Origin of the sequence: Marinobacter sp. LM1 (assembly GCF_042763285.1) — a bacterium.
Classification (GTDB): Bacteria; Pseudomonadota; Gammaproteobacteria; order Pseudomonadales; family Oleiphilaceae; genus Marinobacter; species Marinobacter nauticus.
In genome coordinates this window covers 266,351-282,771 of the sequence record NZ_CP114373.1, presented here as the reverse complement: position 1 = coordinate 282,771, position 16,421 = coordinate 266,351, and the positions used below count along the sequence as shown (strand labels likewise).

Here is a 16,421-nt window from a genome sequence, read left to right as displayed (position 1 = left end):
AGGTCTTCAGGGCCAGCCCTGGTGCCCGAGGTCCAACTGATGAAGGCAACGGGCTGCCAGGTCCGCATCGTGGGTAGCCAGCACCAGCCCACAACCATGGCGGGCCTGGAGTTCGAACAACTCATCGGCGACAGTCTCAGCCGTCCTCCGGTCCAGGCTACCGGTCGGCTCATCCGCCAGAATCAGTGCCGGCCGGGTAACAAATACCATGGCCAGCGCAGCCCGCTGGCGTTGGCCACCGGAAACCTGATCCGGATAACGCTGGCCCAGCTCACCAATGCCCAACCTCTGGAGCCAGTCGCCAGCGCTGGTGTCGTCCCGGCCAGCCAGGCGCGCTCGCAACCGGATATTATCCAGCAGGGACAGGGTCGGCATCAGGTTGGCATCCTGAAAGACCACGCCGAGTCGGCTCTGCCTCAATTCGCACCAGGTCCGCTCCAGGGCCTTGCCCGTTGGCGCGCCATCCCCGGCCAAAGGCTGTCCCAACATCGCCAGCCGACCGGAACCGGGAGACTCCAGACCACAAAGAACATTCAGCAGCGTGCTTTTCCCGGAACCGGACGGGCCGGTGAGCGCCAGCGACTCGCCTCGCCCCAGATGCACACTCAGTTCCCGCAACACGGTCACATGCTGGTCGCCGCTCTCGAACTGTTTACTCAGACCGGTGACACTGATCAGGTTATCGGCCATGTTTTCTCCCGGTATTCAGTCGGCAGCCCCCAGAGGTTCTGCCGCACCGTTCCTGCGTTGGGCACGCCATTCCCGGAATTGCTCGACCCAGGACAACAGCGCTGGAATCACCAGCAGCACCAGGAAGGTGGACAGTCCCAAGCCAAAGGCAATCGACGTTGCCATGGGAATCAGGAACTGGGCCTGCAACGACGTTTCGAACAGCAGCGGTGTCAGCCCCCCGATGGTCGTCAAGGACGTCAGCAGCACCGCGCGAACCCGCTGCACGGCGGCCTCATTCAGGGCATCCGTGATGTCCAGCCCCTTCTGCCGTTGCTGATTGTAGAAAGCCACCAGAATAATGGCGTTATTCACCACGATACCGGACAGGCCGAACAACCCAAACAGCGACAGTATGGTGAGCTGCAGCCCCATGATCCAGTGGCCCAGGAGGGCACCGACCAGGGCAAAGGGAATAATCGCCATGACGATCAGGGGCAGACTCCAGGATGCAAACACCCAGGCCAGCACCACATACATCAGGGCCAGGCCGATAAGCAGCCCCGTTTGCATGTCCGCCATGGTTTCGCGTTGATCGGCCGAGCGGCCCTCAAAGCTGTAGCGCACACCGTGGCGACTGGCGATCTCCGGCAAAGGCCCGGACTGCAGGCTTTCAAGAATCTGGTCGGTGGTGGCAACCCGGGTATTCAGCGCCGAGGTGACCTCCACTGCAAGCTTGCCATCGGCATGGCGCAGGGCCTGGAATCCCTGGCGGTGGTCCAGGTTCATCACCTGGGTCAGCGGTACAAAACGGCCATCGGGGATGCGGATGGTCATGCGCTCCAGGGTGGAATATTGTTCCCGTTGCGCCCTCGGCAACTGCACCCGGACTTCCACCTCATCGCGACCATCCTGGTAGATCTGGGCGATCCGGCCATCAAATGCCGCCCGCAACTGTCGGCCCAGATCCACAGTGGTCAGCCCCAGGGCCTCACCATAAGAGCTGACCTGATAGAGCAACTGTTCTCGGCCCCAGGGCATATCGTCTTCCACATCCAGCACGCCCGGCAGGGTATCCAGAGCCTGGGCCACTTCATCCGCTGCCCGCTTCAGGGCCTCTGCGTCATCACCGGTCAGTCGCACATTGACATCTCGCCCGGGCGGGCCGGCCTGACGCTCGTTGATGTTCAGGGCATCGAGTCCGGCCGGCAGCGTCATACGGCTGCGCCATTCCCGAATGAACTCGGCATTGCGCACAGAACGGCTGTCCGAAGGCACCAGCTCCACCAGCATGGAGCCAAGCTCGTCATCGTTCCGTGAACTGCCCTCAGCCCCTTGAGTAGCGCCGTAGGTGGTCACGGCATGGAGTACGAGATCGCCACCCAGGGCCTCCTCCGTTTCAGTGAGTGAGCGCTGCATTTCCCGGATGAAGCGCGCCACCGTGTCCTTATCCGTGCCCGCCACAAAGCTGGCATTGGCGTAGAACACCGATGGTTCCGGCGTCGGGAAGAAATTGAACCCAAGCCGTCCACCGGCCAGCAGGCCGACGGTGACAATAGCCAACGCCAGTGCCGAGGCTACGGTCATGCCCCGGTGCTTCAGGCTGTAGCGAGAGAACCGGCGGAAAGGGCCGTCGCGGAAGGTATCGAACCGTTGCTCAAATTCCCGGCGCAAACGGGCCACGGCGTGAGGGCGTCGCTCTGGCTGATTCTCGGAAACCTTGCGGACAAAGGCATGGCGAAGATGGGCTGGCAAGACCACAAAACACTCCAACAGAGAGGCAATCAACACGCAGATCATCACCACCGGAATATCGCCCAGGATATTGCCTATTACACCTCCCACCACCAGCAGTGGCATGAACGCCGCCACCGTGGTCAGGGACGAAGCCAGTACTGGCCAGACCATACGCTTGGCAGCGCCTTCGGCGGCATAGATGGACTGCTCTCCCATACGGGCATGGGCATCCGCGTCCTCCCCCACCACGATGGCATCGTCAACGATCACCCCCAGGGCCATGATCAGGGCAAACAGGGAAATCATGTTGATGGAGCCGCCGATCAGCCATAGCACCCCCAGGGCGGCGAGAAAGGCGGTGGGAATACCCACCGCCACCCAGGCGGCGACCCGCCCGGGAAGAAACAGGTAGAGCAGCCCCACCACCAGCACCAGACCACCCAGGCCATTGTTCACCAGCAGGGAAATACGGTCTTCAATCAGCTGCCAGGTTTCGTCGTAAACCTTGATATTTACGGTGGCCGGCAAGGTCGGGCGGGTATCCGTCAACCAGGACTCAAACACCCGCGCGGCGGTCAGGGAGTTGCCGTTTTCCGCCCGCTGAAGCTGCAGCTCTACGGCGGGCATGCCGTTGTTTTCCATTACCGTCTGGTTGTCCCGGGCTTCCTGGCGGATGATGGCTATGTCACCCAGTTGCATGCGGATGCGATCACCGCTGAGCACCGGAATGGTCTCGAAGGCCTGGGGGCTGCGTCGCTGCTCCACCGCCCTCAGCTCTCGGGTGGCATCCTGCTGAGCCATCATCCCCGCCGGCAGGTCACGGGACAGCGACGCCACCCGGTCGGCAATCTGTTCCAGCGAAAGGCCCAGGGATTCCAGCCGCTCCACCGGCACATCAATACTGATCTGCTGCTCCGGCAGGCCCCGGAGCGTGACCCGGTCGATGCCCCGGTCCAGTAATTCGTCCTCAAACCGGTACACCAGCTGGCGCAACTCGGCCCGGTCGACATCACCGTAAACCAGCAGCCGGGCCACCGGTTCGTACCGTTCGACCCTGGCCACCTGCGGTTCTTCGGCATCCGCCGGCAAGTTGTTGAATTCGTCGACCTGCTGGCGCACGTCATCCACTGCCTGTATCGGGTCGGTGCCTTCATGGAATTCCAGGGTAATGGACGACACCCCCTGCGCCGACGTGGAGGTCATCTTCTTGAGGCCGTCGACGCTGCGCAGACGCTGCTCCAGCGGATCGGTAATACCGCGCTCCACATCCTCGGCCGACGCACCACTCCACACCACCCGCACGCTAACCACATCCAGGGCGAAAGTAGGGAAGAACTGGATATTCATGCGAGTCAGGGCCATTACGCCACCGAGCAACATCACCAGCATCACCAGATTGCCGGCCAACCGGTGATGGACAAAAAAGCCGATCACACCCTTTTTGCGACTCATGAGGCCGGTGCTCCCTTGCTATCCGCCAGCTTTACTTTAAGGCCGGTGATCGCATTGGGCAGGTGGGTGGTGATCAGGCGCATGCCCGGTTTCAGGTGTTCACTGGCGATCAACAACCGGCGCTCGCCATTCTCGCTGAGTGCCTCGCCAACCCGTTGCACCGTCACCCGCTGCATCCTGTTATCATCAGTCATGATGTAAACACTGTCGGCCCCGTACAGTGCACTGAAGGGTATGGTAATCAGATTGTCCCTTGCTGGCCGCTGCAGCAGCAGTGGCTGCAAGGCCCCGGGCCGCAAGGCTCCCGATTCCCCGTTCAGCTCCAGCACCGCCTCGGTACCGGCCGGATCAGACAGGCCAGCAAACCGGACCAGCTCAAAGCGCTGGCCGGAAACCTCGGTGGTAGCCGTTAGTGTTGCCCCCTTGGCCAGGGCATCCACCAACTCGCCGAGATACATCTGCGGCACCCGCGCCCGGACTTCCAGCCCCTGTATCGGATAGATGCTCAACAACGCCTGATTGCGGGATACCTGATCGCCAGCCGCCACTTGCAGGTTGGTGACCATACCGTCAAAAGGCGCTGTTGATACCGCCCGCTCACCGTCCAGTTCTGCCGTGGTCAGACTGGCCCGGGCCTGCGACAACCGGGCTTCCAGGCTTTGCAGCCGGGCCGGATGCTCGGCTATGGCCCGCTCCCGGATACGAAGGGTCAACTCCGCCCTCGCCAGCGCATCGGTGGCAGCCTCAAGGCTTTCGCGGGAGGCCAGGTTACGCTCAACCAGCGACTGAATACGCTCAAACTGGCGACGGGCGTTGTCCAGAATGGCCTTTTCACTTTCCAGGGATCGCTGATCGTTGCGGTATCGCACCTGTTCGGACCGCACCTGCGCCTCCAGGTCGGCGACCTGGGCCCGGGCCTGGGCAAGTACCGGCTCGATATCGGCGGAATCCAGCGCGATCAGCAAGTCACCTTCGCTCACCTGCTTCCCTTCTCGTACCGGTAACCGGTCAATACGCCCGGCCAGAGTCGCGGTGATGGTCTGCAGATCCGGCGCTACTACCTCACCATACAGAGGCAATACCGGGGTCGCTTGAGTGGGATTGATCTCCTGCACCTGCACCAGCCAGCTGCGCTCAGTGGCGGATACTTCCGCCGGTTCCGGCCGGGTTGCCTTCAAAAGCAGGAAGCCGGCAATACCCAGGGCGATCATCAACAGGGGAAGCAGTTTTCTGGACATGGACCGTCAATACTCTGATTAAATGAAAGTGCGCAAAGACAACGAATTTACTATACAATTTTCAACAGGTTCCGGATTACTCCGGCAGGTTTCCAGGCTTCAGGATCGACTCCGTTGGACGCCACCCACGACACTCTGCTCAACGTCATGCTGCTGAACATTCTTCTGGTGTGTGCCGTTGTAGTGATACATAACGAAGTCCTGATCCGTTTGAGCGGCCTTCTCGCACGCATGCGTCAAAGCCACCATTTCCGTTTGATTGTGGCTGTGCTTGGCTGCCTGACCGCCCATGCGCTGCAAGTCTGGATCTTCGCCACGGCCTTTTATTTCATGCACCATGCCGAGGGCTGGGGCCAGCTAACAGGTAACTTCAGCGGTACCATGCTGGACTGTGCCTATTTTTCCTTCACCACCTTCACCACCCTGGGCTATGGCGATATCGAGGCCGTCGGCCAACTCCGACACCTCACCGGCATCGAGGCGCTCGCTGGCCTGATGCTGATCACCTGGAGTGCCTCCTTCCTGTTCCTGGAAATGCAGCGCTACTGGCCAACCCGCTAGCCACCAAGCCTCAGATCCATTTGCACCGGGCCAGGGTGTAATACAGCAAGGGCACCACGATCACGGTGAACAGGGTCGACATTGCCAGGCCGAACACCAGCGAAATCGCCAGCCCGTTGAAAATGGGGTCGCTCAGGATAAAGTAAGCGCCTACCATGGCCGATATAGCCGTCAGCAGGATGGGCTTGATGCGCACCGCACCCGCCATAACCACCGCCTTATCAAGCGCCATGCCCTCTGCCAGCAATTGCTGAATGAACACCACCAGCAGGATGGAGTTACGCACAATAATGCCGGCCAGGGCAATCATGCCAATCATGCTGGTAGCGGTGAATTCCTTATCCAGCAAGGCATGGCCCGGCATGATGCCGATCAGGGTCAACGGAATCGGTGCCATAATGATCAGCGGCAGCAGATAGGAACGGAACTGGGCGACCAGCAGCACAAAGATCATGAAGACACCCACGCTGTAAGCGGCGCCCATGTCCCGGAAGGTTTCGTAGGTAATCTGCCACTCACCGTCCCACTTCAGAGTGCCTTTTTCCGGCAATGGTGGTTGCTGGATAAAGAACTGCTCTGGTGCCTCAGCCTGATTTTCCAGCAAGTCCACCATACGGAACATGCCATAGAGAGGGGAATCGATGTCCCCGGCCATATCGGCCGTGACGTAGGTGACCGGCAGCAGATCCTTGTGGTAAATGGCGCCCATCCAGTCCGCCTCCCGCACGTCTGCGATGCTGGCCAACGGCACCAGTTCACCACTGCGACTGCGCACCTGTACCGAAAGCAGAGCCGAGGGCTGAGCCTTGTCACCCTCGGCCAGAATCACCCGGATCGGCACCGGGTATTTGGCCTGGTCATCATGCAGATAACTGACACCAGCCCCGCCCAGCGCGATCTGTAAGGTGCTGACCACCTGGGCCTGGGAGACCCCGAGCCGGGCTGCCCGGGCCCGGTCCACCACCACTTCCCACTGCCGGGTGGGGGCCTCCAGAGTGGTATCAATATCCACCAGGCCATCGATTCGAGTCATATCGTCGGCAATCAGGTTTGCCAGTTCCGCCCGGCGGAAGGCATCGGCGGCATAGATTTCTGCAACCACCGGCGACAGCACTGGCGGCCCCGGTGGCACCTCAACAATTTTCACCCTGGCACCGTAGCGATCGGCAATGGCTTTCAGCGGGCCACGCAGGCTCTGGGCAATCTGGTGTGATGGCCGCTCTCTGTGCTCGGAGCCGGCCAGGTTTACCTGAATATCGCCCTGATAAGGTTCGCTGCGCAGATAATACTGTCGCACCAGCCCGTTGAAATTGATGGGCGATGCGGTACCGGCATAGGTCTGCCAGTCGGTGACTTCCGGCACCGTTTCCAGATAATGACCCATATCAGTGAGCACCCGCTGGGTCTGTTCCACCGGCGTGCGCTCAGGCATATCCAGAATCACCTGCAGCTCGGATTTATTGTCGAACGGCAGCATCTTGAGAATAACCGCCAGAAAGACCGGCAAGGATGCTGCCGCCAGGGTCAGCAGCACCACGCCCAGGCCCAGAAAACGGCGGCGCCAGGCATGCTCGCCCAGAAACGGTCCCAACACACCGTTGAAGATCTTCAGCGCCAGCGGGCTGGCACCCTCGGCGGAACTGGCGGCCTCACCGGCCTCGTCCAGCTCCTGGCCCTTTTTGTGTTTCAGCAAACGGAAGGCCAGCCAGGGGGCGACGACAAAGGCGACAACCTGGGAAACCACCATGCCGGCCGAGGCATTGATGGGAATCGGGCTCATGTAGGGGCCCATCAGGCCAGTCACAAACGCCATAGGCAGCAGCGCGGCCATGATGGTCAGGCTCGCCATAATGGTGGGGGTACCCACCTCATCCACCGCCACCGGGATGATGTCCCTGATCGAACGACGAGTGTTCTGGATGCGCCGGTTGATGTTCTCGGTGATCACGATGGCGTCATCCACCAGAATCCCGATGGAAAAGATCAGCGCGAACAGCGACACCCGGTTCAGGGTAAAGCCCCAGGCCCAGGAAAACACCAACGTTAGCAGCAGTGTAATCAGTACCGAAATACCGACAATCAGGGCCTGGCGCCAGCCCATGGCCGCCAGCACCAGCAGCATCACCGCCACGGTGGCGGACACCAGATCGGAGATCAGTTTCTGCGCCTTGTCGGAGGCGGTCACCCCGTAATCCCTCGTCACCAGCACTTCAATATCCGGTGGCAGGGCACGGTTACGCAGCTCATCCAGCCGCTGCTCGATGGCGGTAGTGATATCGATGGCGTTTTCGCCTGGCTTCTTCGCAATCGCCAACGTCACCGCTGGATACACCTGGCCGGCCACGCCTGCTTTGTGCTCCGGGTGGGCCGGGCCGAAGCCGACCATTACACTCTGGTCCGGCACCGTCCCGCCACGGCGCACTTGCGCCACATCATCCATGTAGACGGCCGCCCCATTGTGCATGCCCACCACCAGGTAACGGACATCGTCTACGGATTCCAGCAGCGTTCCGGCCTGTACCGGAATGGAGACGTTGTCGCGGGTTACCCGGGCTTCCTGGCTGGCCGCGTTGCCGGCATTGAGCGCATTCGCGATGTCCTCGGTAGTGAGTCCATACCCCGCCAACAGCGCCGGATCAAACAGGATGTCCACCCGGTCCGGTACGCCGCCGAGGGTATAGATGTCCCGGGTACCGGGCACGCGCTTGAGGGCCACTTCGAGCATGTGCGCCAGCCGGGTGAGTTCTTCCCCGGAATGGGTGTTGGTGGGATCAAACAGGGTCAGGCTCATCACCGGCACATCGTCTATACCCCGGGGCTTGATCAGGGGCTGGGAGGCTCCGAGATCCGGCGGCAGCCAGTCCTGGTTGGAATACACCTGATTGTAGAGCCGCACCAGTGCTTCCTGGCGGGTAATGCCTACCTCGAATTCAACGGTCACCACCGCCTGGCCCTGTCGTGACACGGAGTAGACATGCTCCACGCCCTTGATCTCACTCATCACCTGTTCGGCCGGCGTGGCAATCACACTTTCCACTTCCCGGGCGCTGGCTCCCGGCAGCGCCACCATGATGTCGGCCATGGTGACATCAATCTGGGGTTCCTCTTCTTTTGGTGTGACGATCACCGACAGGACACCGAGGATGATCGCCAGAATGGCCAGCAGTGGGGTCAGATGATTGTTCTGAAAGGCCCGGGCAATGACGCCGGACGGGCCAACCGGGGGCAATTCCTGACTCATGGCCGCCTACTCCCCGCTTGCCGCTGAGGAACCGGGCATGGCCAGTGTTTCGCTGCCCACCAGAACCCCCGGGTTGGTCACCACCTGTTCACCGGCACTGAGCCCTGATAACACCTCCAGCCGCTGACCATCGCGAACGCCGGGCCGAATCTGGCGCAGCCGTGGTTCGCCCTCAGGGTTAATCACGAACACGGCCCGCAGTTCACTGCGCTGAACCAGGGCAGACGCCGGAATCCACAGAGCCTCCCGGCTCGCCACCGGCACACTCACTTTCACCAGCATGCCCGGGAACAAGGCACCATTGGGTTCGTTTAGCTGAAGGCGCAGCCGGAAGGTATGGGTTTGCGGGTTGGCATAGGGATAGAAGGTCATCTCGCCGGTCTCCAGCACCCGGCCATCGGGCAGGGTCACGGTGGCCTGGCGCTGGCTGCGGGCCACGTCGGCGTATTTCTGGGGCAGATCCACCACCACCCGCAGCTGTTCGAGGGACAAACCGCTAAGCAAAGGCTGGCCGGGGCTCACAGACTCACCCAACTCGACATGCCGTTCGGTGAGAATGCCGCCATAGGGGGCGATAATACGGGTGTAGTCCAGCTGCTTGCGGGCTTCGGCCACCGCCGCTTCCGCCCTTTCCACCCTGGCCTGAGCAGCGCTCATATTATTGCGGGCCTGGTCGAATTCCTGCCGGGACACCAGGCCCCGTTCATGAATGGCTTCGATTCTTTGATACTGCTGACGGGCATCCTGCAACCCGGAACGGGCTTCCTGCAATCCGGCTTCAGCCTGGTTGAGCCGGGCCTGCTGTTCGCTGTCTTCCAGGCGCACGATCAGATCACCGGCGGCAACAGAATCATCCACATCAAAGGGCAGCTCCACCACCGTACCGCTGGTCTGGGCGGATACGGTACTCTGCTGAACCGCTTCAATAACACCATCAAGATGGGCGGTTTCCTGCAGGGTGGCCCGCGTTACCGCCTGCGTTTCCACGGTCTCAGCCGATAAAGCGGAACTGATCAGCATCAGAAGCAGCACCCGAATCGCCTGAACACACTTACCCATCTTCGTTATTCCTTTAGAGAATTACTTGATAACCAATTGTAGCATTACCCCTGACACCCTTCAGTCTAGTTGCTGTCCTTGCGAACCGGGTTTGATCAACGACAAAAAAACCCCGGATGGAGTGACCTCCACCCGGGGTATCAATGTCACCCGCCGGCTATGAGAAGCGGGTAACCGCCATAATCGTTTTTACCACCGGGCCGTAAGCGCTGCGCGCAATGTGCGCCCCGGCTCATTGACCCGGAACACCCCACTGTCGGCCAGGTTGTCCTTACTGACATGGTTCGCCCAGGTATTGTCGAACAGGTTATCCACTGCCCAGGTCAGGCTCAGATTGGCCATGAGCGGGTGGGTGCCGGACAGGTTGAATACGCCGTATCCTGGCGAAGTACTGGGGTCCAGTCCGGATTCAAGATCTACCCGATCTTGGCGACGGGCCAGTTGCCATTCGGCCTCCAGAGTATGGCCCTGATAATGCCAGCCCAGGGTCTGGATAAACTGGATAGGCGGAATCCGCGGCAGCGCCTTATCGGCATCCCGGTTTTCGCCGCGCACGGAAGCCAGCTTGCTGGTGCTGCTCCAGGTACCGTTGCTCCATCCCAGCATGCCCTCAACACCAAGCAGGCGGGCGCTGATATTTTCATAGCGGGTGTCCGTGGTGTTGTTGGGGTTGCGGATGTCAAAGCGGTAGACATAGTCATCCACCTGGTCTACCCAGACAGCCGGGCGCCAGCTCCACTCGCCCTGATTGCCGGGCAGGCTGACTTCCAGCTTGTGGTGTTTTTCGGTGTCCAGATCCGGGTTTCCAATCCAACTGCCTTTCATGGTCTTACGGGCAACGTAGCGCTCATTCACGCTGGGGGAGCGCACGCTGTGGCTGGCCGTAACTTCAAGGGCCTGGACCGAAGAAAAACGCCACTCCCCGGTCAGGAAACCGCTTACGTTGTCATCGTTGGCTTCGGTATCGCTTGCACCATAGGCCGAGGCGTAAAGCCCGGAAGGGGAGAACGTCATCATACCGCCGGCCATCGGAGTAAACGTCTGATCGGCACGGGTGGCATCCATTTCCACACGGTCATAACGGATGCCGGCACCGAGGCGGGCATTGGCGCGTATCTGGTGGAAGGCTTCCACAAACACACCTACCCGGTCTCGCTCGACGCCCGGCCACATCAAAGAGGCCTCGTGGTCGAGATTCATGCCGTTGTACATGGTGGCATCCCACTCATTGCTTTCCACATCGACACCAAAGGCAATGTCTTTGGTGTAGTTGATGGTCTGATCCAGCACCAGTCGGGCACCCCGGGTGCGGGTTTCCGAGTTGGTCTGCATTTTCATGGGCATACCCATATTTACCGGCGGCTCACGCAGGCTGAAGTTATCCATCACGTGATCCACCTCTGCCTGCCATGCCATCAGGTTCCAGCCGCCGCTGGCAACCGGCGCGCCCAGCTCCAGCCGGTACAGGTCGGTATCCGTTGTCGGTGCATCCATACCCCGGCCGGGAAACTTTACATCCCGCTCTTCCTGGCGGCTGACCAGGCCCTTGATGTAAAAGCCATTATCAGCCGTCCAGGCGGCATCCACCCGGCCTTCAGAGTTTTTATAGGCGCTGCGGACTTCGTTACCGTCGCCGTCTTCATAGTCGTCGGCTTCGTCGTAGCCGCCGGCAAGGCGAATGAAGGTATCCTTGCTGCCGGCCGCCACACTGCCGTTAACCAGCTTGCCTTCGCCATTGTCGGCACCGCCGACCGTCAGGTGGCCAGTGGTGCGGTTATCATCAGCAAATTCCGGGGCGGCGGTAGTGGCCACAACCTGGCCGCCGGCAATCGGGCCCCAGCGCAGGGTGCGGTTGCTGGTGCGCACTTCCAGCACCGGCGCCAGCGCTGTGCTCAAACGGCTGGTGGGCGGATCCATCCGGCTCGGACAAGCCCCTTCAACCCGCATGCCGTCGAGCAGCACCTCAACCCGCTCTTCGTTCTGGCCACGGATCACCGGATCAAGACCACGGCCGCCCATGCGTGACAGGGAAACCCCCGCATCCGAGGACAGTCGCTGTACGGGTTCGGTCTGAATGGCCGCGGCAGAGAGCCGGGCGGCTTCGGCAGACTGACCTTCGGTCACCCGGATCAACATCAGGGCATCGGCTTCAGACTGGGCATTGGCAAGAGGTGCGACAGCATAGCCGGCCATCACAAGGCTGATACAGCGAGCCAGGTGGGTCTTTCTCATCATGGGTTGGCGGTCCTTGGGGCGTTTTGATCAGGTATTTTGCTAATTAGCCGGAATTGTATGCCGCTTCATTTTCATTGGCTTGAGACACAATGCCGCACCCCCTTGGGGGTATCTCCGTCGGGTAGAGCGCGGGGCTTCGCAGCAGATTTACTTGCCAAATACCGCACCCCTGTGGTGCAATCAGTGCCCTTTTTTTGGGCGGTCGCATTTTCCTGCGACTTTCAATACGCGTATTCCGAGGGCATGACACCATGACTGCAAAACTCGACGAAAAGCTCGAACCGATCTTCCAGGACGTTCTTCATCGCAACCCGGGTGAAAAAGAATTCCACCAGGCGGTTCACGAAGTGCTGGAAACCCTGGGGCCCGTATTGGTGAAATACCCGGAGTTCGCGGACAAGAAGATTATCCAGCGCATCTGCGAACCCGAGCGCCAGATCATCTTCCGTGTGCCCTGGCAGGACGACAGTGGTGAAATTCACATCAACCGCGCCTTCCGCGTCGAGTTCAACAGTGCCCTTGGCCCCTATAAAGGTGGCATGCGTTTTCACCCGTCGGTATACCTGGGCATCATCAAGTTCCTGGGCTTCGAACAGATCTTCAAAAACGCCCTGACGGGCCTGCCCATCGGCGGCGGTAAAGGCGGCAGCGACTTTGACCCGAAGGGCAAATCCGACGACGAAATCATGCGTTTCTGCCAGAGCCTGATGACCGAACTGTACCGCCATCTGGGCGAGTACACCGACGTTCCCGCCGGTGACATTGGCGTAGGCGGCCGCGAGATCGGCTACCTGTTCGGCCAGTACAAGCGCATCACCAACCGTTACGAATCCGGCGTCTTCACCGGCAAGGGCCTGGACTGGGGCGGAAGCCGCGCCCGTACCGAAGCCACCGGTTACGGCACCGTGTTCTTCACCCACGAAATGCTGAAAGCCCGTGGTGACTCGCTGGAAGGCAAGACTGTAGTGGTGTCGGGCTCTGGCAACGTGGCCATCTATGCCATCGAAAAGTGCCACGAACTGGGCGCTAAAGTGATTGCCTGCTCTGACTCCCAGGGCATGATCGTGCATGAGAAAGGCATTGACCTGCAGACCGTCAAGCGCATCAAGGAAGTGGAGCGCCGCCGTATCAGCGCCTACACTGAGTTCCACAAGGATGCCAAGTACGTGGAAGACGGCAACATCTGGAGCATTCCGTGTGATGTGGCCCTGCCTTGCGCCACCCAGAACGAGCTCAATGGCAGCGATGCCAAGATGCTGGTAGAAAATGGCTGTATCGCGGTTGCTGAAGGCGCCAACATGCCCACCACGCCGGAAGGCATCATCATCTTCCAGGACGCCAAGATTGCGTACGGCCCGGGCAAGGCCGCTAACGCTGGCGGTGTTGCCACTTCCGCCCTGGAAATGCAGCAGAACGCCAGCCGCGACTCCTGGACTTTCGATTACACCCAGAAGCGCCTTGAGGAAATCATGATCGATATCCACAAGAACTGTTACGAAACTGCCGCCGAATTCGGCGCACAGGGTAACTACGTGCTGGGTGCCAACATCAACGGTTTCATCCGTGTGGCCAAGGCCATGACCGCCATGGGCGTGATCTGATCGCGCCATGACCAGCCAGCAGCCTCACCAGACCGCAGACCGGGTTTCCACCGGGCTGCCCGGTCTGGATGAGGTGCTGGATGGCCTGCGAATCGGCGACAACGTTGTCTGGCGGGTCTCCGATCTGGACGACTACCGCCGATTCGTTCTTCCCTTTCTGGACGCCGCCGCCGACGCCGGCCGACAGATTATCTACCTCCGCTTCGGCGAGCATCCCCCGATCATTAACCGGCACCCAGCGGTGCGCACCATCACCATTGATGCCCTCGGCGGCTTCGAAAGTTTTACCAGCCGAGTCTGGCACCTGATAGAACAGCATGGCCGCGGCGCCTTCTACGTGTGCGACAGCCTGAGTGAGCTACTGAACGCCTGGGCCACCGATGCCATGGTGGGAAATTTTTTCCGGGTGGTGTGTCCCTTCCTGTTCGAGCTGGATACTGTCGCCTGGTTCGCCCTGCACCCGGACCGACACTCCCGGATGACCCTGGACCGTATTCGCCAGACCACCCAGGTAATGATCGATGTGCACCGCCACGGCGAGGATGTGCAGATTCATCCCATCAAGGCCTGGCGCCGTCAGTCACCGACCATGTTCCTGCCCCATCGGGAACAGGCTGGCCAGTTTCGGCCAATTACCGACAGCAGCGATGCCACCCGCTTACAGGCCTCGCTGGAATCCGAGCACCTGCATCGCCAGCCCCTGCTGGATTACTGGGACAGACTGTTCCAGGAAGTCAGCCGGGCCATCTATGAACAGGACCAGGCCTGCATGTCCGATCTGCAGGAGCAGGTTCTCCAGGTGATGATCAGCCGGGACCCCCAGATTCTGGAACTGGCCCGCCGCTACCTGACCCTGGAAGATCTGCTCACCATCCGCAGCCGTCTGGTTGGCAGCGGTTACATTGGCGGCAAGGCCACGGGCATGCTGATCGCCAGAAACATCCTGCTGCAAGACGCCCCGGAACTCTGGCAGCCGAATCTGGAACCCCACGATTCCAGCTACCTGGGCACCGATGCCTACTATGCGTTTCTGGTCCACAATGGCCTGTGGCCGGCAATCATGCGACAACGCTCGCCAGAGGGTTATCTGAGTGAAGCACCCGCCCTGCGCCAGGCCATTCTGACCGGGCAGTTCCCGGCGGAAGTCCGCTCGGAACTGGAGCGCCTGCTCGACCACTACGGCCAATACCCCATCCTGGTGCGCTCATCCAGCCTGCAGGAAGATGGCTTCGGCAACGCCTTCGCCGGCAAATACGACAGTGTGTTCCTGATTAACCAGGGGGCGCCGGAGCAGCGACTGGCTGAACTCGAAGACGCCATCCGCCAGGTCTACGCCTCCTCCATGAGCGAAGACGCTCTGGTGTACCGCAAACAACGGGGGCTGGACCAGCGCGAGGAACCCATGGCTCTGCTGATCCAGCGGGTGAATGGCCGTTTCCATGGCCGCTACTACCTGCCGGATGCGGCCGGCGTTGGGGTATCCAGAAACACCTTTGCCTGGGACAGCAACATGGACCCAAAAGCGGGCATGGTGCGCCTGGTTATGGGGTTGGGCACCCGGGCCGTGGATCGAATTGAAGGCGACCACGCCTGCGTGATGGCGCTGGACCATCCCGGCCGGCAACCGTTCCGAAATCCGGACGAACACTACCGGTTCTCCCAGCATCTGGTAGATTTGCTCGACCTGCAGGAAGGCCATCTGGAAACCCGGCCCCTGAGCCAGTTACTGGAAACCGTTACAGACCTGCCCATGGCGCACATGGGCGAGATCGACCGGGCCGCCAGTGCCCGGGCGGAACAGATTGGCCTGCCAGGGCCAGTGTGGCGGCTGACCTTCCGGCCGCTGGTTCAGGCCAGCTCGTTTATTCCGCGGCTGTCGTCCTTGTTATCGACCCTGGAGGCCGGCTATCAGCATCCCGTGGATGTGGAGTTCACCCTGCACCTGGATGAGCACGGCGAACCCTCCTTTAACCTGGTGCAGTGCCGGCCACTGGCCACCATTGGCGAAACCGGCCCAGTCACACTGCCCGAACACCTGCCGGCAGAACGAGAGATTTTCCGCACCCAGGGCCATTTTATGGGCGGGAACATCAATCTGGCGATCGAGCGGGTCATCCGTGTAGATGCAGCTGTTTACGCCAATCTGAATACCAACCAGCGTTACGAAGTCGCCCGCCGTGTCGGCGAGATCGTGCGGGCATCCAGCAACAGCACCCTGCTGATCGGCCCCGGCCGCTGGGGCACCAGCAGCCCGGAACTGGGCGTACCGGTCAGGTTTGCCGATATTGCCGGCGTCAGTGCCTTGGTGGAGGTGTCAGAGAATGCCGGCGACATGGTGCCGGATCTGTCCTATGGCTCTCATTTCTTTCAGGATCTGGTGGAAACCGGTATTGCCTATGTGGCGCTGTTTCCGGAATCCGGGCAGTGCCATTACCAGCCTGACCATCTGCCCGGAGAAATCTCCCAGCCCGATAACGCCAGTGACATTGAACGCGCCATCAGGGTGTATGTCATGAATCAGTCGCCTATTCAGCTGGCCGGCGATGTGGTTCGCCAGGAACTGGTGTGCTACCGGCCGGTTGACCCGAAGCAATAGCCAGAGGTTTTTCGCGCCGACATCGGCTACAC

General features: G+C 60.7%; 9 protein-coding genes. 3 read left to right on the top strand and 6 right to left on the bottom strand.

The window, feature by feature from the left end; translation table 11 throughout:
- Nucleotides 1–6 precede the first annotated feature (6 nt).
- From OZ656_RS01230 to OZ656_RS01220, 3 genes are read right to left on the bottom strand one after another with little or no spacing between them, the layout of a single operon-like run.
- Nucleotides 7–690 (bottom strand): ABC transporter ATP-binding protein, encoded by a 684-nt coding sequence (locus OZ656_RS01230; protein ID WP_379944890.1) that lies wholly within the window; start codon nucleotides 688–690, stop codon nucleotides 7–9.
- A gap of 15 nt (nucleotides 691–705) precedes the next feature.
- A complete protein-coding gene (locus OZ656_RS01225; protein WP_278349810.1) occupies nucleotides 706–3,858 on the bottom strand; it encodes an efflux RND transporter permease subunit in 3,153 nt (1,050 codons plus the stop codon).
- Nucleotides 3,855–5,096, bottom strand: coding sequence for an efflux RND transporter periplasmic adaptor subunit (locus tag OZ656_RS01220; RefSeq protein WP_222197705.1), 1,242 nt, complete (start codon nucleotides 5,094–5,096; stop codon nucleotides 3,855–3,857). The genes OZ656_RS01225 and OZ656_RS01220 overlap by 4 nt, the downstream gene beginning before the upstream one ends.
- A gap of 135 nt (nucleotides 5,097–5,231) precedes the next feature.
- Here OZ656_RS01220 and OZ656_RS01215 point away from each other — a divergent pair, with 135 nt between their 5' ends.
- Complete coding sequence (locus tag OZ656_RS01215; RefSeq protein WP_278349854.1) at nucleotides 5,232–5,657, top strand: potassium channel family protein; 426 nt, start codon at nucleotides 5,232–5,234, stop codon at nucleotides 5,655–5,657.
- 10 nt (nucleotides 5,658–5,667) lie between these two features.
- Here OZ656_RS01215 and OZ656_RS01210 read toward each other — a convergent pair whose 3' ends face one another.
- From OZ656_RS01210 to OZ656_RS01200, 3 genes are all read right to left on the bottom strand, one after another.
- Nucleotides 5,668–8,898: an efflux RND transporter permease subunit gene (locus OZ656_RS01210; protein ID WP_278349809.1), complete on the bottom strand. Its 3,231-nt coding sequence runs from the start codon at nucleotides 8,896–8,898 to the stop codon at nucleotides 5,668–5,670.
- A 6-nt stretch (nucleotides 8,899–8,904) separates the two neighbouring features.
- On the bottom strand, nucleotides 8,905–9,957 hold the full coding sequence (locus OZ656_RS01205; RefSeq protein ID WP_278349808.1) for an efflux RND transporter periplasmic adaptor subunit: 1,053 nt from the start codon (nucleotides 9,955–9,957) through the stop codon (nucleotides 8,905–8,907).
- Nucleotides 9,958–10,146: 189 nt separating this feature from the next.
- Complete coding sequence (locus tag OZ656_RS01200; RefSeq protein WP_278349807.1) at nucleotides 10,147–12,192, bottom strand: TonB-dependent receptor domain-containing protein; 2,046 nt, start codon at nucleotides 12,190–12,192, stop codon at nucleotides 10,147–10,149.
- A 251-nt stretch (nucleotides 12,193–12,443) separates the two neighbouring features.
- Here OZ656_RS01200 and gdhA point away from each other — a divergent pair, with 251 nt between their 5' ends.
- Nucleotides 12,444–13,793 carry an NADP-specific glutamate dehydrogenase gene (gene gdhA / locus OZ656_RS01195; protein WP_113879565.1) on the top strand — a complete coding sequence of 450 codons (1,350 nt, stop codon included), beginning with the start codon at nucleotides 12,444–12,446 and terminating at the stop codon, nucleotides 13,791–13,793.
- Between the two features lie 7 nt (nucleotides 13,794–13,800).
- Nucleotides 13,801–16,389: a PEP/pyruvate-binding domain-containing protein gene (locus tag OZ656_RS01190; protein WP_278349806.1), complete on the top strand. Its 2,589-nt coding sequence runs from the start codon at nucleotides 13,801–13,803 to the stop codon at nucleotides 16,387–16,389.
- The last annotated feature ends 32 nt before the right edge of the window (nucleotides 16,390–16,421 follow it).